This is a genomic window from Wolbachia endosymbiont of Rhagoletis cerasi (assembly GCF_018454475.1).
Lineage (GTDB): Bacteria > Pseudomonadota > Alphaproteobacteria > Rickettsiales > Anaplasmataceae > Wolbachia > Wolbachia pipientis.
On sequence record NZ_JADCNC010000009.1, the window covers coordinates 23,078 to 44,452 of the forward strand.

A 21,375-nucleotide genomic window follows, 5' to 3' on the forward strand; every position below is an offset into this window, starting at 1 on the left:
ATAACAACTCTTAATTTATACCATAAAACAACTCAGAGTCAAACCAAATTACAAGAAATTTTACTTTCAATCTCTTGCGTTACCTCATCAACACTCAAATTAGCGTCAATTGTTAATAATTTGCCTTTATAATACTCGCGTAAACCTTTCATTTGAAGGTGATATTCACTTATTCTCTTATTAATTGCAGACATATCAGCATCATCAATTCTTTTCTCTAACCTCGTACTTTTACATTTAGCACAAGTAGTACTCTTAAAAGAAGATACACTATATATGCTTTTACAGTCCAAACACGCGAGACGATTTTTTAACCTATCGATTGCAATATTATCGTCAAGCTGCAGCTCAACTACAATGTCAACATCCCTATTATATTTTTCTTGCAAAACTTGAGTCAAAAAATGAGCCTGGTTTAAATTTCTCGGAAAACCATCTAATAAGCAATTATCATCCACTAATGCAAGCTGGTCACGTAATAATCCACATATAATTTCATCTTGAATTAAATTACCAGATTCCACGGTACCCTTTATTTTTTTACCTAACTCACTACTGCTAGATATAATATTCCTTAATAAATCCCCTACTGAAATTAATTTTAAATTATATTTTGCTATTAACAAGCTTGACTGAGTACCTTTACCAGAACCTGGAGGACCAAAAATCGTAATGATCATCTTACTTTCCTCGTTTTAGACTCATATTTCTTTATCCAGTTGTCGTACCTATTTGAAAAAATATAAGATTGTATTTGCATAATAGTATCAGTAATAACGTTCACTATAATCAGTAAGCTCGTCCCACCAAAAATAAATGGTATATCATAATAATATCTCATAACTTCAGGTACAGTACATATGACTACCAAATACGCAGAGCCAATGAATGTCAACTTAAAAACTATATCTTGAAGGTAATCAGAAGTATGTTTCCCAGGCCTTCTACCAGGTATAAAACCACCATTTTTTTTAAGAAAATCTGCGTTTTCCTCTGGATTAAATATAAAATTGGTATAGAAAAAATTAAAAAATACTATCAGCACCAAATAGGCTACAATATATACTACTTTATTTGCCATAAAGTAATTCAAAATAAAATCAGAAAAAGCGTGCCCCTTATAGAAATTTGCAATTGAAATAGGTGTCAATAAAATTGCATTAGCAAAAATGGTTGGTACTACACCAGATAAATTAATCTTCAATGGAATATAAGTAAAATCGTCATTATGTAATCTTTTAAATTGCTTTTTAGGATGTTGAACAATAACCTTTCTATAAGAAGACTCTACAAAAATGACTAAGAGTAGCAGCAAAAAAAACAATACCAAAACAAAAAGGATAATAAATAACGATACGCTACCGTTTTTATTTAACGTTAACAAAGATGACAAAGCGCTGTGTAACTCTGATATTATACCCGTGAAAATGATTAATGAGATACCATTGCCTATACCGCTAGCGCTGATTCGTTCACCAAGCCATATTAAAAGCATAGTTCCACCTAAAAGGCTGAAAACACCTATTGTACGAAACATAACACCAGGTTCGATTACAACCAATACCCCTTCCCTATTCATCCCTTCCAATCCAACCAAAATTGGAATTGATTGAAATACACAAATTACTATGGTCAGATAGCGTATATAAGAATTCATCTTTCTACGGCCTGACTCTCCATCATTCTTAACTTCCTTCATTCCTTTAATCGCAGAAGAAAGTAACTGAATAATGATAGAAGCCATTATATATGGCATAACGTTCAATGCTAGAATTGTCATTCTAGCCAATGCACCACCAGAAAATAAATTAAATACTCCAAAAACGCCTGAGCCATCTTTGGGAAATATATCATTAATTACATCAAGATTAATTCCAGGAATAGGCACATAAGTACCCAAGCGATAGCAAATTAAAGCTATTAGCGTAAAAAATATACGCTTTAATAAATCGCCTTTATATAACAACGTAGGATCCAAGCTATTAAATGCTGATTTATTGCCCATGACTTACGATAGTATTTCCACACTACCACCAACTGAAGCTACAGATTTTTTTGCAGCTTCTGACGCAAAATCAACATGAAACACAAATTTTTCGCTCAACTTACCTTTATTAAGAAGTTTAATTTTACCCTTAATAGACTTTATAAAACCTAATTTATACAGCCTCTCCTTATCTATAACAGAGTCTTTCACTATTTTTTTAGCTTCCATTAAGCGCTGTATATCGCCAACATTAATTATAGAGTATATGCTTCTACGTATAGGCTTAAAACCTCTTTTAGGCAAACGAGTATATATAGACTGTTGTCCACCCTCAAAACCATTTATAGAAACTCCACTTCTAGCCTTCTGCCCTTTATGCCCTCTACCGGATGTTTTACCTTTACCACAACCGATACCTCTACCCAACAACTTAGGCTTCTTTTTCTTAGATAATTTAGTAAATATAGAGTTTAATTTTACAGCATTATTCATACTTTACCTGTTTCCAACTATCTCGCTAATCTTTTTGCCTCTTTTGCTTGCTACCTGACGAGGAGATAACATACTATCAAAAGCCTTAAACACCGCACATATAACGTTATGAGGATTATTTGATCTAGTGGATTTAGCTACCACATCCTTTATACCTAACACCTCAAAAACTGATCTAATCGCTCCACCAGCAATAATACCTGTTCCGGCTCTTGCGGTTCTTAAAACTATCTCACCAGAACAAAATTTAGCTTTAATATCATGATGCAAAGTTCTACCTTCACGCAAGTACACTCTAATCATTGATTTCTTTGCAGCATTTACAGCTTTGACTCTTGCTTCAGCAACTTCTGCGTGCTTACCTATTCCACACCCTACCCTACCCTTCTCATCGCCAACAACAACCAAAATTGAAAATGAAAATCTTCTACCACCTTTGGTAACCGTTGTCACTCTTCGTACCGAAACTAAAAGCTCTGATAAATCATTATTATTTTGTAAATTCTTTATAGCCATATTCAAAACCTTCTAAAATTCAAATCCAGAACTTCTTAAAGCCTCAGCAAATTGAGAAACTAATCCTGTGTATTTATACGCTCCACGATCAAACGTAAGCTGCTGCTCTAATTTCATGCCAGACAGACGCTCAACCATTAAAGAAGAAACCTGTTTTATAGTTTCAGCGTTGACTTTCCCTTTACATACATCCTTAATTTTAGCATCCAAAGTAGAAGCTGAAGTGAGAGTTATTCCTTTTACATCATTAATTAACTGGACATAAAAATGCCTATTAGATTTAAATATGGATATACGTAAACGTTCAGCGCTCTTGTCAAGCTTCGCTCTATTACGTAACTTCCTTTTTTCAGAATTACTTAAAAAATTATACGATCTTTTCATTTTTATTACTTCTTTTTACTTACAACCTTACGCAGCATAAATTTGCCTTTTATTACAACACCCTTACCTTTATAAGGATCATATTTTCTAATTTTGCATATATCAGACGCCACCATATAGACCTTCTGCTTATCCATACCACTAACTACTAAGTGAGTTGGCTTTATGCACTTAATCTCAACATCTTTAGGCACTTTATATTTAACATTATGGCTATAACCAAGATATAAAGTCAAATACTTACCATCACACTCTGCCTTATATCCCACACCGTTAATCTCAAGATTAACAGAAAAACCATCAACCATGCCGTTAATGATATTATTAATATTACTCCTATAAGTGCCCCACATAGGCTTTATTTTATCATAATTATCTTTATCTTGATCAACAGAAAGCAATAGCTGATTATCAATAATCTGACACACAACATCCCTGATCAAGCTAACTTCCTTTTCAGCCTTAGCACTCTTTATTAACATACTACCATTATTATATTCAACTGAAACACCAGCAGGAATATTGATAGGAGCAGCACCTATACGAGACATGAATTTCTCCTATTATTTAAAACACACGACACAAAACTTCTCCACCAACCTTTAACTTATGTGCATTATAATCAGTCATCACTCCTTTGGGTGTCGATATAATAAAAATACCAAGACCATTATATGCTTTAGAAATGTCCTTATACTTAGAATAACGACGACAACCAGGCTTTGACACCCTAACTATGTCACTAATTACAGGTGACTTCTCATAATACTTCAATTTTACAATGAAAGAAGGTAAATTATCTACAACTTGCTTTTCATAATCAAGGATATACCCTTCCTCTTTTAAAATCTCCAATATAGAAGAATTCATCTTAGAAAATAGTACCCTTGTTGCCCTATGCATTGCCAATTGAGCATTACGTATCCTTGTTAAAAAATCACCAATACTATCAGATAACGCCACAATATACTCCTTATATTATATTTACCAACTAGACTTTGTAACTCCTGGAATTTGCCCAAAAGAACATAAATCACGCAAAACAATTCTACATAAACCAAATTTTCTATATACTCCTCTTGGTCTCCCAGTTAAAGCACACCTATTTCTAATTTTGGTTTTAGAAGAATTTCTAGGCAATTTTTTAATTAATTTATTTTGAGCTGTAAACCTTTCTACAATAGACAAATTCTTATTATTTATTATAGATTTCAATTTTTCTCTTTTTTCTTTATATTGATCGCACAACTTTATTCTGCGAAGATTTCTTTCTATCATAGATTTTTTTGCCATATATTTCTCCTCTCAATTAATCAAAAAAAGGAAATTTAAGAGCCAGTAATAATTCCTTTGCTTCCTTATCACTAACTGCACTTGTTATAATATTAATATCCATACCTCTAATTTTACTTATTTTATCATAGTCTATTTCTAAAAACGAGATATGTTCCTTTATACCAAAGGAAAAATTACCATTACCGTCAAATTGCTTCACACTAAATCCTCTAAAATCTTTTTCCCTTGGCAAAGCAATATATATCAATCTTTCTAAAAACTCATACATTTTATCTCTACGCAAAGTTACTTTGCAACCTACTGTAGCACCTTTTCTGATCTTGAAGCCAGAAATAGATTTTTTTGCAAAAGTTGATAAAGGCTTCTGCCCAGCAATCAAATATAGGCTATCAAGTGGTTCATTTATTGCTTTACTATCTGTAGCAGCATCTCCAACGCCCATATTGATACACACCTTGACAAGTTTAGGCACTTGCATTATATTGCCGTAATTAAACTTATCCTTCAAGGACTTTACTATGCTATCTTTATACAATTCTTTAAACATATCAACCTAATCTATCACTTCTCCAGAAACTTTTGCAAAACGCACTTTTCTACCGTCTATAACCTTAAACCCCACTCTAGTTGGAGTTTTATATTTAGGGTCCAATGTTGCAACGTTGGATATATCAATAGCTAACTCTTTATTTAATATACCACCACTACTACCAGCTTTTGGTTTAGTATGTCTCTTATGCACATTCACTCCAGAAACAATTACTTTCTTTTTAGCATCACGTGCTATAACTTTGATTACCTTACCAATTTTTCCCTTATCTTTACCAGTTAAAACTATAACGTCGTCACCACTTTTTATTTTAGCACTCATTATAAAACCTCAACAGCTAATGACATTATCTTCATAAAAGAACCAGATGATAACTTTTTTACCGGACCAAACACCCGAGTGCCAAGTGGTTCACCTTGATCGTTAATCAAAACTACAGCATTGCTAGAAAAACGAATTACAGAACCATCAGATTTTCTAATAGGGCTTTTCACCCTCACCACAACTGCTCTATATACTTTTCCCTTCTCAACTTTCCCTCTTGGAGTAATAGATTTAGTAGATACAATAACTGTGTCACCTATAGATGCAGACTTTCTACCACCCAATAAACCAATACAAAGCACTGCACGCGCGCCAGAATTATCAGCTACTTCCAACAATGTATTTTTTTGAATCATATAAATATCCTATTCAATGTGAGCTATTAACAATAACCCATTTTTTAGTAGTAGAAATAGGCTTGTGTTCTTGTATTAAAACCTTGTCCCCTTCTTTACAACTATTATTCTCATCATGTGCTGTATACTTCTTGTATTTTTTTATAACCTTTTTATACAGCTCATCCTTATACACTTGTAATACCGAAACCTTTACAGTCTTATCACACTTAGCCTTAGTTACAGTACCACAAAAAACCTTTTTAGGCATTCTTTTCCTCTCTTCTTCTTTTATTTAATGTAGTTAAAATACGAGCTATGCTCTTTCTTATTAAGCTAAAACGCGAAATATTGTTGCACTGGCCCAGCTTCTTTTGAAAAACCAAATTAACAAACTCTTTTCTCAAATTCACAAGAATTTCATGCAATTCTTGCGAGGACCTCGATTCAATGTCAGCTATATCCATTGCAACTCCATTTAATTATGATTAGATACAAATTTACACTTCATAGGAAGCTTAGCAGTTGCCTTTTCAAGCGCCAATCTTGCTAAATGCATGGGAACATCACTGCTAATTTCAAACAACATTCTACCGGGCTTAGCTTTAAATACCCAAAACTCAACACTACCTTTCCCTTTACCCATACGCACATCCGCCGGCTTTTTACTAACAGGGGTATCAGGAAAAATTCTTATCCACACTTTACCAGAGCGTTTTAATGTTCTAGATATTACACGCCTTGCAGTTTCAATATGCTTAGATTGAATCCTACCTGCTTCCATAGCCTTTAGACCATAATCTCCAAAAGATAATGTGCTACCACCTTTCGTGTTACCCTTAATTCGTCCTTTAAATACTTTTTTATATTTACTTTTTTTAGGAATAAACATTTCAATATACCTAATTAGTTACCAATATAAACCCAGACCTTAACTCCTATGATGCCATATATAGTTTTTGCTTCAGCAAAAGCATAATCTATATTAGCACGTAAAGTATGCAAAGGCAAACGGCCTTCTTTATACCACTCAGTACGAGCTATCTCAGCTCCGCCAAGGCGCCCAGAACAACTTACTTTAATACCTCTAGCACCCATCCTCAAACAACTTTGAATAGCTTTTTTCATCGCTCTTCTAAATGAAACCCTTTTTTCTAACTGCTGTGCAATGCTGTTTGATATTAAAACTGCATCTATTTCAGACCTTTTAACCCCTACTACATTCACTTCCACATTATTTTTTACTTTTTCAGCTATCTTTTGCTTTATCTTCTCAATATCCGAGCCTTTCTTACCTATTATCACTCCAGGTCTAGAAGAATGTATTATTACAGATACCAAATCGATCGTACGCTCTATAATTACTTTAGAAACACCAGCATGCTTAAAAGATTCATTTATATAACTGCGAATAGATAAATCTTGATGCAACCCTTGTTTATAACCCTTCTCAGCATACCAAATAGATGACCAAGTATTAATTATTTTTAACCTAAATCCTTTAGGATTAACGTTTCCCATATTTTTGCACTTTCCTTATTAATTTTCTATTTTTATGAATCATATAATTTCCCCCAATTTTACAGTTATATTACTATAACGTTTACTAACTCTATTAGCTCTACCCATAGCTTTTGGACATACCCTACGCAAAGTAAGAGACTTACCTATTAAAATTTCTTTTATATATAAATTATCGATATCCAATCCATAATTTTGAGCATTAGCAATCGCAGAATTTAATACCTTCCTTATAAGACCTGCAGCTTTCTTTTCACAAAATCTTAATTGCACAGTGGCAAAAGAAACTTTTTTATTACGTACTAAACCAGCAACCAAATTCAATTTACGAGGAGTTGATTTTAAAACCCTAGAACCAGCTTTAACTATTACATCTCTGTTTTTCATATCAATTACCTTCTTGTCGCCTTTTTATCACCACTATGCCCAGTAAATTTACGAGTGGGTGAAAACTCACCAAACTTATGACCTATCATATTCTGATCATTAACATTCACAGGAATGTAATCCTTACCATTATAAACAGCAAACTTTAAACCTAAACAATTAGGAAGAATTACAGAAGCCCTGGAATGAACTTTTATAGCCATGTTAACAAACCCCTTGTTTAAAGCATTATTCACCGACTTTAATATAGAAGGATGACAAAAAGGAGGCTTCCATGCAGATCTACTCATAAACTAACCTTTCAATTGTTTTATATACTTATCACTAGATTTATTTCTCCTTCGAGTTTTCTTTCCTTTTGTTGCAACACCCCAAGGAGTAACAGGATGACGACCACCAGAGGTTTTTCCTTCCCCGCCTCCATGAGGATGGTCAACCGGATTCATTGCAACTCCACGTACAGTAGGTCTAATCCCAAGCCACCTACTTCTCCCAGCTTTACCCAACTTTCTATTCTTATGGTCAGGGTTAGATACTACACCAATAGTAGCCTTGCAAGAAGATAAAATCAACCTAATTTGACCAGACCTGAGTCGTAATAAAACATATTGGCCATCACGACCAACGATTTGTGCATAACAACCAGCAGCTCTAGCAATCGCAGCACCATTACCTGGCTTCAGCTCAACATTATGAACGAAAGAACCAACAGGTATATGCTTGAGTAGTAAACAATTCCCTGGCAAAATATCAGCATCATTCCCAGCTGTAACAACATCACCTGGCTTCATACCTTGAGGAGCTAATATATAAGACTTAATATCATCTTCCTTATATGATATTAACGCCAAAAACCCACTTCTATTTGGGTCATACTCTATTTTTTCAACTATACCTTGACCACTTCTATTACGCTTAAAATCTATCACTCTATACTTCTTTTTGTGACCACCACCCCTATGACGAGTTGTAATTCTACCATGATTATTTCTTCCACCACTGGACTTTTTACCGGATGTAAGAGACTTTTCTGGCTCATCTTTTGATAAACCAACTTTACTTACTAACACAGTCCCACGAGAAGACGGAGTAACAGGATTAAAAAATTTCATACCCATACTAAACGCTCATTATATCTAATTTTTGACCATCCATCAAAGAAAAATAAACTTTCTTTTTCTGTTTTTCACAACCAATCACACCCCTAAAACGCCTATATTTAGGCTTAATTCTAACAACATTTATAGAAGAAATTTTAACATCAAATAGAGACTCTATTGCCAACTTTATTTGACGCTTATTTACATTTACAAAAACATACAAAGAATATTTATTAAACTTCTCCCTCAAAAAAGAGGCCTTTTCTGTAATTATAGGAGATTTTATTATATTATTATATTTGATCATAACAATCTACCTTCAAGATGCTTTAAAGTATCCTTTGTCAACATCACGCATTCGTGATTCAATATATCAAAAACATTTAACCCAATAGGTTTGATTAAGTCTACATAGTGCAAGTTTTTAGCCGCACGCAACAAATCATCTCCATAATCACCAACTATCAAAAAGGAAGAAAATTTAAAATTTTTAATACATTTACACATTTCAGACGTTTTCTTCACATCAATATTTAAATTATCCAGAATAATTACTTGATTATTTAAATACTTTAGAGATAAAGCAATTTTTAAACCAAATTTGCGTACCTTCTTATTAAGAGAATAAGTATGACTCCTCACAACAGGGCCGAAAATAATCCCACCACCTCTAAATTGAGGAGATCGCAAGCTCCCTTGTCTTGCCCTACCGGTACGTTTTTGACCATAAGGTTTAGCTGTTGTACCAGAGACATCACTAATACCTTTTGTTTTATGAGTACCAGCTCTTCTCTTCGCTAATTGCCATCTCACTATATCATGCAAAATACTCAATTTTTGCTTAGCAGAAAATATCAAAGGATTGAGCTGAGCAGTACCCACATTATCATTAGATAGATTAACTAAATTACATTCCATAACTAACTTACCAAATTACTAGCATCATCATTTACATCTAACAGTAAACCTACCGGAAAAGGAACATCTTTATGTAAAGATTTTTTAACTGCATCTCTTACAAAAACATAGGAATTTTTAAACCCAGGAACATTATTACCCTTCACAGCAATTATACTATTTTCATGATCAATGGATAATATCTTCATATTTTGTGCAGTTATCCTGCTGTTACCTAAATGACCAGCCATTTTCTTTCCTTTGAATACTCTACCAGGATCCTGACATTGGCCAGTGGAACCTTGTGATCTGTGAGCAATAGAAACACCATGAGATGCCCTAAGCCCACTGAAATTATGCCGCTTCATCACACCAGCAAATCCTTTACCTATAGAATAACCCGTAATATCAAGATATTGACCAACCACAAAATGATTGATTCCCACTTTTTTACCACATTCTATTCCCGACAGGTCATTTAATCTACTTTCGTATAACTTACATTTATTATTTATACCCTTTTTCTTTAAATATTCCAACTGAGGTTTTGCTATATTTTTAAAATCTCCTGTGCCTAAAATGACTGAATTATAGCCACATTTATCTTGTCCTTTTATATCAATAATATAAGTTTCGCTGAGATGCAATAAAGTTACAGCCATGCGACTATTGTCAGAATACATAGCAGTATGACCAATATTCATCATTAGTAAACCAATTCTCCTCAGCGAATTTATTCTCTTCATTTCCTTCTCCTAAACCTTAACTTCCTTGACTTTTAAATCCACTTCTACCCCAGCAGAAAAAGATAAACCTGTAAGCATCTGCATCATAGTAGGAGTAAGATCATGTAAAACAATCAAACGCCTAGAAGTTCTCATTTCAAACTGTTCACGAGATTTTTTATCAACGTGAGGAGATCTATTAACAATAAATTTAGAATCTTTCCTTGGCAACGCAATCGGACCAGATAATTTTGCACTGGACCGCTTTAATTCATCAACAAATTTTCGAACACACTCCTCCAATAAAGAACAATCGAAAGCCTTAATGTTAATATATATATCTTGCTTCATCTTAGTTACTACACTCACTCCAAAATTTCAGAAACAACACCAGAACCAACAGTTCTACCGCCTTCTCTTATCGCAAAACGCAATCCCTTATCCATTGCTATCGGTACTTGCAATTCTACTTCTACACTCACATTATCTCCTGGCATTACCATCTCCTTCCCATCTAGCAATTTTATGCTCCCAGTTACATCCGTTGTCCTTAAATAAAACTGTGGCTGGTAATTCGCAAAAAATGGTGTATGCCTTCCTCCTTCCTCTTTCTTTAATATATAAACCTCCGCCTTAAACTTTCTATGCGGTGTTATCGTCCCCGGTTTCGCTAATACTTGCCCTCTCTCCACTTCTTCTCTTTTTGTTCCTCTTAACAATATTCCTACATTGAGTCCTGCACTTCCCTTATCCAGCAACTTCTTAAACATCTCAACACCTGTGCATATCGTCTTTTGCGTCGCTTTCAGACCTATTATCTCTATCTCTTCTCCCGTCTTTATCTCTCCCTTCTCTATTCTTCCTGTTACCACTGTTCCTCGCCCCGATATCGAAAATACATCTTCGATTGGCAATAAAAATGGTAAATCCACAGGCCTTGGTGGAACCGCTACATATTCATCTAACTTTTCCATCAATTTATCTATTGATTTCTTTCCATATTCGCTGCTGTCATCCTCCAGCGCCTTGAGCGCTGAACCAACCACCACAGGCACTTCATCCCCTGGAAATCCGTATTTACTCAGTAATTCCCTTACTTCCATTTCTACTAAATCTATCATATCAGCATCAGCAACATCAGCTTTATTTATATACACCACGATATATCCAACACCTACCTGCTTCGCCAGCAATATATGCTCTCTCGTTTGTGGCATTGGCCCATCAACCCCCGACACTACCAATATCGCCGCATCCATCTGTGCTGCACCTACTATCATGTTCTTTACATAGTCAGCGTGTCCAGGACAATCAACGTGTGCATAATGCCTTTTCTCTGTCTGATACTCAACATGCGCTGTTGCTATCGTTATCCCCCTCTTCCTTTCTTCTGGCGCTTTGTCTATCTGATCGTACGCTACAAAATTTCCATAATGCTTCGTTATCGCCGCTGTTAACGTCGTCTTCCCATGATCCACATGTCCTATTGTTCCCACATTTACATGTGGCTTTCCAAATGCTTCCACTACTGCTGTCATAATTTAAACTTTTCTACCTAAAATACAAATACATCAATAAATAATATGTTGATTTTATAAAAATACAACAAAAAAAAGAGCGGATAGTGGGAATCGAACCCACGTCACTAGCTTGGAAGGCTAGAGCTCTACCATTGAGCTATACCCGCACAATGGAGGAGGTAGGATTCGAACCTACGTACGCTCACGCGGACAGATTTACAGTCTGTTACCTTTAACCACTCGGTCACTCCTCCACAAAAATTTGTTAAGAGAACGCTATTTTAGTACCTTAACTCAAGCTTTTATTGTATTTAAATACTAAACACCTAAAATTAAAAAATCAAGCAATAAAACCTACCCTAATTAAAATCATGCAGATTTCATTTTATATAACACAATATTGCTAATAAAACGTCTAAACAAATAATGCGAATCATGCGTGCCTGGCGCTTCTTCTGGATGGTATTGCACAGAAAAGACTGGGTAATCCTTCATCATTATTCCCTCTACACTATTATCAAATAGAGAAATGTGAGTAATTTCAACATTACTTGGAAGAGAAGCTGAATCAACAACGAAACCATGATTTTGGCTAGTGATCTCAACTTTTCCACTAATTACATCATAAACTGGATGGTTACTCCCTCGGTGACCAATATCCATTTTAATGGTCTTTGCCCCCAAAGTAATCGCAAGTAATTGATGGCCCATGCATATGCCAAAAATTGGTATTTTAGATTTTATAATAATGTCTATTTCTGAAACTACACTTTCTCCTATTTCTTGCGGATCACCAGGACCATTTGAAAGCACTATACCATCTGGATTCATACTCAACACTTTTTGAGCAAAACCTGTGCTTGGTCTGATTAATTCAACTGTACAACCAAGTTCTATTAAGCGTGAAACTATACTGATTTTTACGCCAAAATCAACGATTACAACCCTATATTTTGCATTAAGGTCTCTTTTAAAATTACTATGCAAGCTAACTTTATTGGTTATTTCTATCCCATTTACAGGTTTGTATTCCTTCAATTTGTCTAATGCATGCGCCTTACTCGATGAGCATATCATTCCATTTTGAGATCCATGTTCTCTCAAATGTCTTGTTAAAGCTCTAGTATCAACTCCTGATATCCCAATCACGTTATTTTTCTCTAACCAATCATTTAAACTGATATATGAAGAAGGGTGGGACATAGAAGAAAGTTCACGCATAACCACACCACTTGCAAAAATTTTCTTTCCTTCATTATCTTTATGATTTATTCCAATGTTACCAATATGAGGAAAAGTGAACGTTATAATTTGATCGGCAAAAGAAGGATCAGTTATAGTATGCTGATAACCGGTCATACCAGTGGTAAAACAAACCTCGCCTATGCACTTGCCTTTTTTACCTACTGATTTTCCCCAAAAGCACTTGCCATCTTGTAAAATTAAAACTGCGTCCTGCACTTCATTATCTATTTAACTGATTCAAAACAGTATACAAGAATTTCAAATAATACGTAACTCTTTCTAAAATTCCAAATTTAACCACGAAGCAGCAAAAAATAACATGAAAAACTTTTAATACAATCTTTCATATAAAATATATAGTTGACTACCTTCATATTTCGTATTAGATATAGGTAAATCATAAGTAAAGTGGAGGGTAATAATGAACACTGGTACAAATCAATCAAAAAAAATAAATGAGAAGTGGTTAGCTGGAGGAATTGGCGCGCTATTATTTGTAATGATGCTACCGTCGATTCTTCTTTTAGCAAAAATAGCTATAGGGCTAATTATGGTTTCAGTTGCAGCAATAGCGATAAAAGTTGCCTTAAAAACAATATCGAATGCTTTAGAGGATAAACAGGCAGATCAAAGCCAAGCGACGCAACAAACAACACAAAGTAAAATTATAAACCTGGCTATTGGATTAACATCTATATTCGTAGGAGGATTATCACTATTCATTATAGCACAAACTGGCTTAATTGCAGCATGTGCAGCTATAACTGCTTTAGCTCTACACGAATATGTTAAAAATCAAGAAATAGGAAAAGAGATAAATGATAAATTCGATAAGGTAGCTGACGATACAATCAATTTTATTGTTAGCAGTGTTGAAAAACTTATTCCAACAAAGCCGCCAGGCATAACAGCCTAAACTGTCTCCGTTCAGGGCATAAGTGTTACAAGTAGCATTATATAAAGCGATTAATGGCATCCTCCTGATAATAGAATAATTGTATCTGTTCAGGGGCATCGCAAATATTGAAGCAAAAGTGGTCAGTGCTTACTATACGAATATTGTGATTTGAATCCACTAGGGAGGATGTCATCCCAGTGCCCAGACACTGGGATCCAGGAATTTTGATTAGAGATTAAATTGGTGAGTATAAAAGTAGCTAATCCTACGTTAAAATACAACGTTTTTAATGGGACTGCGTAAAAGGGCTGGATTCCAGTGTCAAGCACTGGAATGACACCTTTGTGTTTGAGGCAAAACCTGCTATAACATTTCTTCGCAAACAAACGTTCGTACAGTTATGTATCAGCTACTTTCATGGCACCATTTGTTGTAAACTCACATTTCTCTATGATTATCTTTATTTGCCGCTTTCCCGAACGGATGCTCTACAGTTATTTCCTCATTAATAGAGCGAGGTGCACCGGAACCAGGTACACCGATATTCTCGTGCGATTGCATATCCTTCTTTTCCTCACATGGTGTTTGCTTAATGAAATGTTCTACTAAAACTTCACATAAAGCTTTACCTTTTATAAGCACAGCCTCGTTTTGCTTAGCTAACTCTAAAATTTCCTTTGGTTCAACATCTTTACCGTCAATAGTTGATTTTTTAATACTAACTTGACCTAAATTTATATTTAGAACAACAGTACAGTTAAGGTCTTTTCCAGATTCATCTTTTGCACCCCAACTAATTTCGATGTCACATATTGCAAATTTTGTAAAGGAGTAGTTCCTCTGTTGTTTCTCATTCTTCTCAATTGTTACTATTCTTTCACCATTGCTGTATATTTTTGCTCTTTTTACCTCGCTTTTCTCTTCTTCCATTCTTTTAGTTTTTTCAGTGAAAAGACGACTGGTTTCTAAACTTTGTTCAGGTTTAGTAATGTTGATATTAAGATGGTCATAATGATTAAGAAGACGGTTTGCATATGGACATGGCACATAACACCCATCAAAGAAAGCAATTGCACTACCAGTTTTTAGAAATTCTTGTCCATCGCTCATTCCTTCACCAATTCGAATAAGATATCTACCCAACCTCTTTTTAAAATTTTCTTTTAACTCCTCCTGATCTTTAGAAGTAAGCTTCTTATCCAATATACCCATATTTCTTTTCGCTTACTCAATACCACATAATTGAAAAGGAAAATATCATCCTCTCGATAATAATTTGCTATCTTGTCAAATGGATCTGCCGGCCAACCGTTATTATAATTTACGAAATCAGAAGAATCTTCACACTTATTATCCTTAAAATCAAAATTCAATCTTTCAAAATCTGATAATACTTTTTCTGCCCTATCTTCAAAAGACCGAAGTCCATCTTGAAGTTCCTTTCCATAACTCATTCCTTTGTCAATTTGAAGAACATATTGACCATATTTCTTTCTAAACTCCTCCTGTTCTTCGAGGAGAGGAAGATTCCTATCTAATATATCGATTATTTCTTTCCGCTTATTCAATATCACGTAATTAAAGAGGGAACTCTTCCCCTTCTTTTCATAATCGTCTGCTATTTTGTCAAAACACTTATTATCCTTAAACTCCAATTCCTCAAAATCTGAGAGCACACTTTGTACCTGAGTCTTATCGAATTGAAGATTTGCTTGAGGAGATAGAAGAGTCAACTTTTCTTCACTTTCCTTGGTACTCGAATTTTTGTACAAACCATTAAATAGATTTATAATACTAGAAAACATTTCACACCTCTATTGTTATAAGTAAACTTGATTATATCTTAATGCTAAATGTTGTAAAGCTAAAATTAGAAACTAAAAAAGCTAACATAAGTTCTGCATTGTTTGCAGCTTTATCAGCCTATTAGGCAGAATTATTAAAGAATTAGTTGAATAGGTATTATGATTCAATTTAACTCCATCCACAAGTTCTCCGCTTGTTACTCCAGTTGCAATAAACACTGATTCACCTCTTGCCATATCTTTTACGGCGTAGACTTTTTCTGGGTCATCAATATTTAAATTTTTTGCTCTTTCTCTTAACTGATCCGTATCAAGTACTAATCTTCCCTCCATCTGTCCGTCGATAGAGCTTAGCGCTGCAGCCGCAAGCACTCCCTCTGGTGCTCCTCCTATACCGATATACATATCATGATTGCCATTTACTAGTGAAACTATGGCCGCAACATCACCATCATCTATTAGTTTAATTTTTGCTCCTAATTTCCTGATTTTCTCTATTAATTCACCATGCCTTTCACGTTTAAGTACAGTTACCACGAGATCATTCACTTTGCATTTTTTTGCCTTGGCTAAATTGTCTAGATTCTTTTCAATGCTATTTTTTAGTGAGACTACACCCTCTGGAAGATTTTTTCCTACTGCTATCTTTTCCATATAAACATCAGGTGCATGTAAAAAATTACCTTTTTTCGTTGCAGCAAGAACGGACATTGCCCCTGATTTGTAATGAGCACAAATCGTAGTGCCTTCAAGTGGGTCAACAGCAATGTCAATCTCAGGACCATTTCCAGTGCCAACCTTCTCGCCAATATATAGCATCGGCGCTTCATCTCTCTCACCTTCACCAATTACGATAGTACCATTTATTTCCATTGAATTTAATACTGTACGCATTGCATCAACTGCAACCTGATCAGCCTTTTTTTCATCGCCGAAGCCTGCTAGTTTATATGCAGCAAGCGCCGCAGCTTCGGTCACTTTAACTAATTTATAGGCTAAATCTTCCATCATTTGCTTTAAGAACTATATTCAATATATATCATGCTGCTTGAAACTGCAATATGCCTTGACTGATTATTAGGGAGTTGATATAATATAAGCATTATAGTAGTGGGATTATAGTTATGGCATATAGTGATGATGATGTTAGAAATTTCTATCTAGATATAGATAGAATTACAGGACGTGATAACACAGTTACTAGTTTGGAAGAACTAAAAAAGAGGTTAAGGAAAGAAGTTAATTTTCAAGATGAATGTGAAGGAGGCAATTCATTAGGGAACCTACTTCTAAAACATGCAACCGAAAATAACAACCCACGCGTTAAGGATTTTCTCCTCCAAAATGGGTGTGAACCCCTTCAACAAGAGCAAATAACCGCAGCAATAAACAAGGAAGAAGAGGCACCTAATGTGGAAGAGAATAGAGCAGACAGTAATGAAGTAGATTCTAGTAACTTCATAAACCCTGGTATGACTGCTGAAGTACTTTACGAGCAACTAATACAAGGGAAAGAAACAAATCTGGCAATTTTTGACTCGTTTGCAAATGCTGTAAGAGAGTCCAATATTACCGGCGATCGTGGCATATTTCTAGATGTTGTAAAATTGTTTACAGATTTAGATGCTGTAATCCATCTTACAGATACTGCTTCCAGAACTATATTGGGCATAGCTACAATAACAAAACAAGCTGACGTTGTTAAGGTACTTTTGGATAGTGGCAAATTTTATGAAGAAGAAAAATTTAACGCTCTGTGTCTTGCTATTACTCAGGATAATGCCCAAGAAGCTGAGCTAATTTTAGGTTACGTGAGTCCTGCAAACAGGAAAGAGGCTTTACAAGTGGCCATACAGGTAGGTAAAACTGAAATTGTTAATGCGTTCTTGAATAGAGGTAAGCTTAATGAAGAAAATAGAGCAGAACCCAGCAGCAGTAATGGAAACATTGGTAGTAGACCTGTAGCAACAGTGCCTCCAGTTAGTACTAATGGTGATAATCGCAATCACGACAATGAAATACCTGTAGTAACAGAGACTAACCAAACTACCACGCCAAATAGTGATAATGTTAATGGCCAATCAAATCATAATAACAAAAATAAAACGCCTGTAATACCAGAGGCTAAGCAAACTGCCACACCAAATAATGATAATAAAGCTAACGGCTTTGTAGATGCTCAATTTTCTGTGCCAAATGAAAAAGAAGCTAAATATAAAAAAAGCAAGGAAAATTTTTACACCTCATTAACAAAAGATGTTGTTGGAGTTGTTATTACAGGATTATTCATTACTGCTGCTGTGATGGTTCCATTTGTAACTGGTGCAGTGATTTGTGGTGTTATAGCTGCTTTGGTTGCAATAGCTACCGGGTTGCATGTAAAAAATTCTACATTACCAAGTTATAGGGAGATGAGAGAGAATGAAGTTGAACGTGTAACAGGATGTCATCCCAGTGCCCAGACACTGGGATCCAGAAGGTCATAATAAAAACTAGATTCCAGCGTCACGCGCTGGAATGACACCCTCTGGTGGGCTCAAACCATATGAGTAGCCAACACTGCCACTATACTTACCTAGCAAATTTAGATCTAACACTAAACTGTGCTGCCACTAACTTTGCAATCGGTACTCTATAGGGTGAGCATGAAACATAATCTACCCCTGATTCGATGAGAAACTCTATAGATTTTGGATCTGCTCCATGCTCTCCACATATACCCAGTTTTATTTCTTTTCGGGTTTTTTTGCCTCTTTCAATGGCTATCTTGATTAACTCCCCTACCCCTTCGATGTCCAGCACTTCAAATGGATCATTGTCAAATATGTTGTTTTTCTTATAGGAATCGAGGAAATTAACTGAATCATCTCTTGAAAGTCCCATGGTTGTTTGCGTTAAATCATTAGTGCCAAAACTAAAGAACTCTGCATGTTTTGCTAACTTATCAGCAATCAGTGCCGCTCGTGGTAGCTCTATCATTGTTCCAATTGAGTACGCCTTGTCTGATGTCATTCCAGCGCGTGACGCTGGAATCTGCGTCTGTGAGATGACAGAGGATTCTTTCTTTGCTAGCTCGCATATCAGAACAAACTCTTTCTCATTCATTATAAAAGGAATCATGATTTCAGGCTCCACTTCTATCTTCTTTTCTTTCTTTAATTCACTTGCAGCACTAAGTATTGCCCTAATCTGCATGCTATATATTTCAGGATGAGAAATAGCAAGTCTACAACCTCGATGGCCAAGCATTGGGTTCTTTTCTGATAACTGTGCTATTTTATTTTTTACTGACTCAACTGACTTACTAAGTGATTTGGCAATTTTTTCTATAGTAGACTGATCATTGGGTAAAAATTCATGCAAAGGTGGATCAAGCAACCGTATAGTGACTTCCCTGCCCTCCATAATAGAAAATATTTCTTTGAAATCAGACTTTTGCATTTCTTCTAGTTTAATGAGCGCATTTGCCCTTTCATTTTCATCGTCAGCTATTATCAATTTTTGAATGAATTCGATTCTATCACTAGCGAAAAACATATGTTCTGTGCGACATAAGCCTATACCTTCTGCACCGAATTCTTTTGCAATTTTTGCATCTTTTGGAGTATCAGCGTTCGCTCTCACTTTGACCGTTTTGATTTCATCTATCCAGTTGATTATCGTTTTGAATTCTTGCGATAATTCAGGTGAAATTGTAGGAAGAATGCCAAGCATAACCTCCCCTGTTCCTCCGTTGATGGTAATTGGTTCACCTTTATTTACTTTTGTATCCCCTACAGAAAAGAAAGTTCCATCTTTATCGATATAAAGTCCACTCACACTGCAAATGCATGGCTTACCCATTCCACGGGTTACAACAGCAGCATGCGAGGTCATCCCTCCCCGTGCTGTTACTATGCCACTTGCAGCATTCATTCCATTAATATCTTCAGGACTCGTTTCTGACCTTACTAAAATCACTTTTTTACCCTGCTCTGCAGCTTTTTCAGCATCACTTGCACTAAACACTACATATCCAGAAGCAACCCCTGGAGAAGCCGGCAGTCCCTTCCCTATTACTTTCTGGTCACCCTTAACGTCAAGAACTGGATGCAATAAATTGTCAAAGGTTTTTGGATCAATTCTCAATATTCCTTCTTCTTTTGTAATCGTTCCTTCGTTTACCATATCAACTATTATGCGAATAGCAGCTTCAGCCGTGCGCTTGCCAGACCTAGTCTGCAAAATCCATAACTTACCGTCCTGCACAGTAAATTCGATATCCTGCATGTCTTTATAATGCCTTTCAAGTTTTTCACATACCGCGCATAATTCCAGGTAGACACTTGGCAGCAACTTCTCCATGGTGTTTTTTTGCTCTCCGTCAATTGGCATAGGAGTATAAACACCAGAAACCACATCCTCACCCTGAGCATTAATCAGAAATTCACCAAAGTATTTTTTTTCTCCAGTTGAAGGATTTCGTGTAAATATCACACCAGTTGCAGAATTATCATTTAAATTACCAAAAACCATTGCTTGCACGTTGACCGCTGTTCCAAGGTTTTCAGGAATATTATGTATTTTTCTATAGGAAACAGCCCTATCATTTTTCCAAGAGGCAAATACTGCATTAACTGAGTTTAACAATTGCTCTTCAACGTTCTGCGGAAAGTGTTTTTCGGTTTTTTCATGTACTATCTTCTTGAAATTGTCAACGATCTTTTTTAAAACATCAACATCAAGATCAGCTAAGCTTTTTGCTCCACTCTTTTGCTGCTCATTATCAATAACATCTTGAAACAGGTGATGATCAAGCTGTAGTACAACATTGGAGTACATCATGATGAAACGGCAGTAGCTATCGTAAGCAAAACGTTCGCCACTTTTTTTTGCAAGCCCAACAACGGTTTCATCATTTAGACCAACATTTAAAATAGTATCAAGCATGCCCGGCATTGAACTAACACTACCAGAGCGTATTGAAACTAATAAGGGGTTATTTAAATCCCCAAACTTACAACCGATGTCATTTTCGAGCATCGCCATGTAGTTTTTGATTTCACTACATATGTCATTCCAGTGCGTGACCACATTTTTTTCTGGATCCGAGTAGTCAGCTACTTGGATGACAGAAGATCTATTGTCTTGATAATAGACTTTGCAAGCAGAGGTGGAAATTGTGAAACCAGGTGGAACAGGAATGCCAACATTGCACATTTCTGCTAAATTTGCCCCCTTCCCTCCCAGCAGATTTTTCATTTCTGCATTGCCTTCGCATTTACCCTGGCTAAAGTAATGTATTAACTTTTCCCCCATCATTTTCTCCGGATTTTCACTGATAAACACATTGTACATATAGTTCCAATAAACCTGTGAAGACTTGAAACCTTAGGATAATAAATTTTACAAAA

The 21,375-nt window shown here is 35.5% G+C and carries 30 protein-coding genes and 2 tRNA genes; 2 read left to right on the plus strand and 30 right to left on the minus strand.

Going from position 1 to position 21,375, the window contains the following annotated elements; translation table 11 throughout:
- Positions 1-38: 38 nt before the first annotated feature.
- From INQ25_RS02415 to carA, 26 genes are all read right to left on the minus strand, one after another.
- Positions 39-680, minus strand: coding sequence for an adenylate kinase family protein (locus INQ25_RS02415; RefSeq protein WP_007550178.1), 642 nt, complete (start codon positions 678-680; stop codon positions 39-41).
- Positions 677-2,005, minus strand: coding sequence for a preprotein translocase subunit SecY (secY, locus tag INQ25_RS02420; RefSeq protein WP_010962747.1), 1,329 nt, complete (start codon positions 2,003-2,005; stop codon positions 677-679). The genes INQ25_RS02415 and secY overlap by 4 nt, the downstream gene beginning before the upstream one ends.
- A 3-nt stretch (positions 2,006-2,008) precedes the next feature.
- Positions 2,009-2,479, minus strand: a complete 471-nt coding sequence (gene rplO / locus INQ25_RS02425; RefSeq protein WP_213862995.1) for a 50S ribosomal protein L15 — start codon at positions 2,477-2,479, stop codon at positions 2,009-2,011.
- 3 nt (positions 2,480-2,482) lie between these two features.
- Positions 2,483-2,995, minus strand: coding sequence for a 30S ribosomal protein S5 (gene rpsE, locus INQ25_RS02430; protein ID WP_010962748.1), 513 nt, complete (start codon positions 2,993-2,995; stop codon positions 2,483-2,485).
- A 12-nt stretch (positions 2,996-3,007) separates the two neighbouring features.
- Positions 3,008-3,379, minus strand: coding sequence for a 50S ribosomal protein L18 (rplR, locus tag INQ25_RS02435; protein WP_006279867.1), 372 nt, complete (start codon positions 3,377-3,379; stop codon positions 3,008-3,010).
- A 5-nt stretch (positions 3,380-3,384) separates the two neighbouring features.
- On the minus strand, positions 3,385-3,930 hold the full coding sequence (gene rplF / locus INQ25_RS02440) for a 50S ribosomal protein L6 (protein ID WP_007551152.1): 546 nt from the start codon (positions 3,928-3,930) through the stop codon (positions 3,385-3,387).
- Positions 3,931-3,946: 16 nt separating this feature from the next.
- Positions 3,947-4,342 (minus strand): 30S ribosomal protein S8, encoded by a 396-nt coding sequence (gene rpsH, locus INQ25_RS02445; RefSeq protein WP_007551150.1) that lies wholly within the window; start codon positions 4,340-4,342, stop codon positions 3,947-3,949.
- 21 nt (positions 4,343-4,363) lie between these two features.
- Positions 4,364-4,672, minus strand: coding sequence for a 30S ribosomal protein S14 (rpsN, locus tag INQ25_RS02450; RefSeq protein WP_006279345.1), 309 nt, complete (start codon positions 4,670-4,672; stop codon positions 4,364-4,366).
- Between the two features lie 16 nt (positions 4,673-4,688).
- The gene (gene rplE / locus INQ25_RS02455; RefSeq protein ID WP_010962750.1) at positions 4,689-5,222 is read right to left on the minus strand and encodes a 50S ribosomal protein L5; all 534 of its coding nucleotides are present in this window, start codon (positions 5,220-5,222) and stop codon (positions 4,689-4,691) included.
- 6 nt (positions 5,223-5,228) lie between these two features.
- The gene (rplX, locus tag INQ25_RS02460; protein WP_006279347.1) at positions 5,229-5,546 is read right to left on the minus strand and encodes a 50S ribosomal protein L24; all 318 of its coding nucleotides are present in this window, start codon (positions 5,544-5,546) and stop codon (positions 5,229-5,231) included.
- The gene (gene rplN / locus INQ25_RS02465; RefSeq protein WP_006279348.1) at positions 5,546-5,905 is read right to left on the minus strand and encodes a 50S ribosomal protein L14; all 360 of its coding nucleotides are present in this window, start codon (positions 5,903-5,905) and stop codon (positions 5,546-5,548) included. The genes rplX and rplN overlap by 1 nt, the downstream gene beginning before the upstream one ends.
- A 13-nt stretch (positions 5,906-5,918) precedes the next feature.
- Positions 5,919-6,155 (minus strand): 30S ribosomal protein S17, encoded by a 237-nt coding sequence (rpsQ, locus tag INQ25_RS02470; protein WP_007549925.1) that lies wholly within the window; start codon positions 6,153-6,155, stop codon positions 5,919-5,921.
- Positions 6,148-6,351, minus strand: coding sequence for a 50S ribosomal protein L29 (gene rpmC, locus INQ25_RS02475; protein WP_006279350.1), 204 nt, complete (start codon positions 6,349-6,351; stop codon positions 6,148-6,150). The genes rpsQ and rpmC overlap by 8 nt, the downstream gene beginning before the upstream one ends.
- Positions 6,352-6,362: 11 nt before the next feature.
- Positions 6,363-6,776, minus strand: a complete 414-nt coding sequence (gene rplP / locus INQ25_RS02480) for a 50S ribosomal protein L16 (protein WP_010962752.1) — start codon at positions 6,774-6,776, stop codon at positions 6,363-6,365.
- A gap of 14 nt (positions 6,777-6,790) precedes the next feature.
- Positions 6,791-7,405, minus strand: coding sequence for a 30S ribosomal protein S3 (rpsC, locus tag INQ25_RS02485; protein ID WP_010962753.1), 615 nt, complete (start codon positions 7,403-7,405; stop codon positions 6,791-6,793).
- A 39-nt stretch (positions 7,406-7,444) separates the two neighbouring features.
- The gene (gene rplV, locus INQ25_RS02490; RefSeq protein ID WP_007549821.1) at positions 7,445-7,792 is read right to left on the minus strand and encodes a 50S ribosomal protein L22; all 348 of its coding nucleotides are present in this window, start codon (positions 7,790-7,792) and stop codon (positions 7,445-7,447) included.
- A gap of 5 nt (positions 7,793-7,797) precedes the next feature.
- Positions 7,798-8,082 (minus strand): 30S ribosomal protein S19, encoded by a 285-nt coding sequence (rpsS, locus tag INQ25_RS02495; RefSeq protein ID WP_006279181.1) that lies wholly within the window; start codon positions 8,080-8,082, stop codon positions 7,798-7,800.
- A 3-nt stretch (positions 8,083-8,085) separates the two neighbouring features.
- Positions 8,086-8,910: a 50S ribosomal protein L2 gene (gene rplB / locus INQ25_RS02500; RefSeq protein WP_015589143.1), complete on the minus strand. Its 825-nt coding sequence runs from the start codon at positions 8,908-8,910 to the stop codon at positions 8,086-8,088.
- 1 nt (position 8,911) lies between these two features.
- The gene (locus INQ25_RS02505) at positions 8,912-9,199 is read right to left on the minus strand and encodes a 50S ribosomal protein L23 (RefSeq protein WP_015589144.1); all 288 of its coding nucleotides are present in this window, start codon (positions 9,197-9,199) and stop codon (positions 8,912-8,914) included.
- Positions 9,196-9,810 carry a 50S ribosomal protein L4 gene (gene rplD / locus INQ25_RS02510; protein ID WP_012673183.1) on the minus strand — a complete coding sequence of 205 codons (615 nt, stop codon included), beginning with the start codon at positions 9,808-9,810 and terminating at the stop codon, positions 9,196-9,198. The genes INQ25_RS02505 and rplD overlap by 4 nt, the downstream gene beginning before the upstream one ends.
- 2 nt (positions 9,811-9,812) lie before the next feature.
- A complete protein-coding gene (gene rplC, locus INQ25_RS02515; RefSeq protein WP_006279218.1) occupies positions 9,813-10,535 on the minus strand; it encodes a 50S ribosomal protein L3 in 723 nt (240 codons plus the stop codon).
- 9 nt (positions 10,536-10,544) lie between these two features.
- Positions 10,545-10,865 (minus strand): 30S ribosomal protein S10, encoded by a 321-nt coding sequence (rpsJ, locus tag INQ25_RS02520; protein ID WP_012673184.1) that lies wholly within the window; start codon positions 10,863-10,865, stop codon positions 10,545-10,547.
- A 14-nt stretch (positions 10,866-10,879) separates the two neighbouring features.
- Positions 10,880-12,052 (minus strand): elongation factor Tu, encoded by a 1,173-nt coding sequence (gene tuf, locus INQ25_RS02525; protein ID WP_010962309.1) that lies wholly within the window; start codon positions 12,050-12,052, stop codon positions 10,880-10,882.
- A 78-nt stretch (positions 12,053-12,130) separates the two neighbouring features.
- Positions 12,131-12,201, minus strand: a tRNA-Gly gene (locus tag INQ25_RS02530).
- Positions 12,202-12,205: 4 nt separating this feature from the next.
- A tRNA-Tyr gene (locus INQ25_RS02535) sits at positions 12,206-12,288 on the minus strand.
- A gap of 115 nt (positions 12,289-12,403) precedes the next feature.
- Entirely contained in the window at positions 12,404-13,495 is a 1,092-nt protein-coding gene (carA, locus tag INQ25_RS02540) for a glutamine-hydrolyzing carbamoyl-phosphate synthase small subunit (protein ID WP_213862996.1), read from the minus strand.
- Positions 13,496-13,700: 205 nt separating this feature from the next.
- On the opposite strand from carA, the gene INQ25_RS02545 reads away from it, so the two are divergent.
- Entirely contained in the window at positions 13,701-14,195 is a 495-nt protein-coding gene (locus INQ25_RS02545) for a hypothetical protein (protein ID WP_010962761.1), read from the plus strand.
- Positions 14,196-14,615: 420 nt separating this feature from the next.
- Here INQ25_RS02545 and INQ25_RS06435 read toward each other — a convergent pair whose 3' ends face one another.
- The 3 genes from INQ25_RS06435 to glpX form a co-directional block, all read right to left on the minus strand.
- Positions 14,616-15,389, minus strand: a complete 774-nt coding sequence (locus INQ25_RS06435; protein ID WP_246484069.1) for a hypothetical protein — start codon at positions 15,387-15,389, stop codon at positions 14,616-14,618.
- Positions 15,341-15,982, minus strand: a complete 642-nt coding sequence (locus tag INQ25_RS06440; RefSeq protein ID WP_246484070.1) for a hypothetical protein — start codon at positions 15,980-15,982, stop codon at positions 15,341-15,343. The genes INQ25_RS06435 and INQ25_RS06440 overlap by 49 nt, the downstream gene beginning before the upstream one ends.
- Before the next feature lie 81 nt (positions 15,983-16,063).
- Complete coding sequence (gene glpX / locus INQ25_RS02555) at positions 16,064-16,990, minus strand: class II fructose-bisphosphatase (protein WP_213863134.1); 927 nt, start codon at positions 16,988-16,990, stop codon at positions 16,064-16,066.
- Between the two features lie 116 nt (positions 16,991-17,106).
- Between glpX and INQ25_RS02560 the strand changes: the two genes are divergently transcribed.
- The gene (locus tag INQ25_RS02560) at positions 17,107-18,468 is read left to right on the plus strand and encodes an ankyrin repeat domain-containing protein (RefSeq protein WP_213862997.1); all 1,362 of its coding nucleotides are present in this window, start codon (positions 17,107-17,109) and stop codon (positions 18,466-18,468) included.
- Positions 18,469-18,553: 85 nt separating this feature from the next.
- On the opposite strand, the gene ppdK is transcribed toward INQ25_RS02560, so the two are convergent.
- Positions 18,554-21,280 (minus strand): pyruvate, phosphate dikinase, encoded by a 2,727-nt coding sequence (gene ppdK, locus INQ25_RS02565; RefSeq protein WP_213863135.1) that lies wholly within the window; start codon positions 21,278-21,280, stop codon positions 18,554-18,556.
- Positions 21,281-21,375: the final 95 nt, after the last annotated feature.

Excerpts from the sequence above, each read along its gene's own strand:
- INQ25_RS02415 (WP_007550178.1), bottom strand. The coding sequence starts at position 680 with ATGATCATTACGATTTTTGGTCCTCCAGGTTCTGGTAAAGGTACTCAG.
- secY (WP_010962747.1), bottom strand. The coding sequence starts at position 2,005 with ATGGGCAATAAATCAGCATTTAATAGCTTGGATCCTACGTTGTTATAT.
- rplO (WP_213862995.1), bottom strand. The coding sequence starts at position 2,479 with ATGAATAATGCTGTAAAATTAAACTCTATATTTACTAAATTATCTAAG.
- rpsE (WP_010962748.1), bottom strand. The coding sequence starts at position 2,995 with ATGGCTATAAAGAATTTACAAAATAATAATGATTTATCAGAGCTTTTA.
- rplR (WP_006279867.1), bottom strand. The coding sequence starts at position 3,379 with ATGAAAAGATCGTATAATTTTTTAAGTAATTCTGAAAAAAGGAAGTTA.
- rplF (WP_007551152.1), bottom strand. The coding sequence starts at position 3,930 with ATGTCTCGTATAGGTGCTGCTCCTATCAATATTCCTGCTGGTGTTTCA.
- rpsN (WP_006279345.1), bottom strand. The coding sequence starts at position 4,672 with ATGGCAAAAAAATCTATGATAGAAAGAAATCTTCGCAGAATAAAGTTG.
- rplE (WP_010962750.1), bottom strand. The coding sequence starts at position 5,222 with ATGTTTAAAGAATTGTATAAAGATAGCATAGTAAAGTCCTTGAAGGAT.
- rplX (WP_006279347.1), bottom strand. The coding sequence starts at position 5,546 with ATGAGTGCTAAAATAAAAAGTGGTGACGACGTTATAGTTTTAACTGGT.
- rplN (WP_006279348.1), bottom strand. The coding sequence starts at position 5,905 with ATGATTCAAAAAAATACATTGTTGGAAGTAGCTGATAATTCTGGCGCG.
- rpsQ (WP_007549925.1), bottom strand. The coding sequence starts at position 6,155 with ATGCCTAAAAAGGTTTTTTGTGGTACTGTAACTAAGGCTAAGTGTGAT.
- rpmC (WP_006279350.1), bottom strand. The coding sequence starts at position 6,351 with ATGGATATAGCTGACATTGAATCGAGGTCCTCGCAAGAATTGCATGAA.
- rplP (WP_010962752.1), bottom strand. The coding sequence starts at position 6,776 with ATGTTTATTCCTAAAAAAAGTAAATATAAAAAAGTATTTAAAGGACGA.
- rpsC (WP_010962753.1), bottom strand. The coding sequence starts at position 7,405 with ATGGGAAACGTTAATCCTAAAGGATTTAGGTTAAAAATAATTAATACT.
- rplV (WP_007549821.1), bottom strand. The coding sequence starts at position 7,792 with ATGAAAAACAGAGATGTAATAGTTAAAGCTGGTTCTAGGGTTTTAAAA.
- rpsS (WP_006279181.1), bottom strand. The coding sequence starts at position 8,082 with ATGAGTAGATCTGCATGGAAGCCTCCTTTTTGTCATCCTTCTATATTA.
- rplB (WP_015589143.1), bottom strand. The coding sequence starts at position 8,910 with ATGGGTATGAAATTTTTTAATCCTGTTACTCCGTCTTCTCGTGGGACT.
- INQ25_RS02505 (WP_015589144.1), bottom strand. The coding sequence starts at position 9,199 with ATGATCAAATATAATAATATAATAAAATCTCCTATAATTACAGAAAAG.
- rplD (WP_012673183.1), bottom strand. The coding sequence starts at position 9,810 with ATGGAATGTAATTTAGTTAATCTATCTAATGATAATGTGGGTACTGCT.
- rplC (WP_006279218.1), bottom strand. The coding sequence starts at position 10,535 with ATGAAGAGAATAAATTCGCTGAGGAGAATTGGTTTACTAATGATGAAT.
- rpsJ (WP_012673184.1), bottom strand. The coding sequence starts at position 10,865 with ATGAAGCAAGATATATATATTAACATTAAGGCTTTCGATTGTTCTTTA.
- tuf (WP_010962309.1), bottom strand. The coding sequence starts at position 12,052 with ATGACAGCAGTAGTGGAAGCATTTGGAAAGCCACATGTAAATGTGGGA.
- INQ25_RS02545 (WP_010962761.1), top strand. The coding sequence starts at position 13,701 with ATGAACACTGGTACAAATCAATCAAAAAAAATAAATGAGAAGTGGTTA.
- INQ25_RS06435 (WP_246484069.1), bottom strand. The coding sequence starts at position 15,389 with ATGGGTATATTGGATAAGAAGCTTACTTCTAAAGATCAGGAGGAGTTA.
- INQ25_RS06440 (WP_246484070.1), bottom strand. The coding sequence starts at position 15,982 with ATGTTTTCTAGTATTATAAATCTATTTAATGGTTTGTACAAAAATTCG.
- glpX (WP_213863134.1), bottom strand. The coding sequence starts at position 16,990 with ATGGAAGATTTAGCCTATAAATTAGTTAAAGTGACCGAAGCTGCGGCG.
- INQ25_RS02560 (WP_213862997.1), top strand. The coding sequence starts at position 17,107 with ATGGCATATAGTGATGATGATGTTAGAAATTTCTATCTAGATATAGAT.
- ppdK (WP_213863135.1), bottom strand. The coding sequence starts at position 21,280 with ATGGGGGAAAAGTTAATACATTACTTTAGCCAGGGTAAATGCGAAGGC.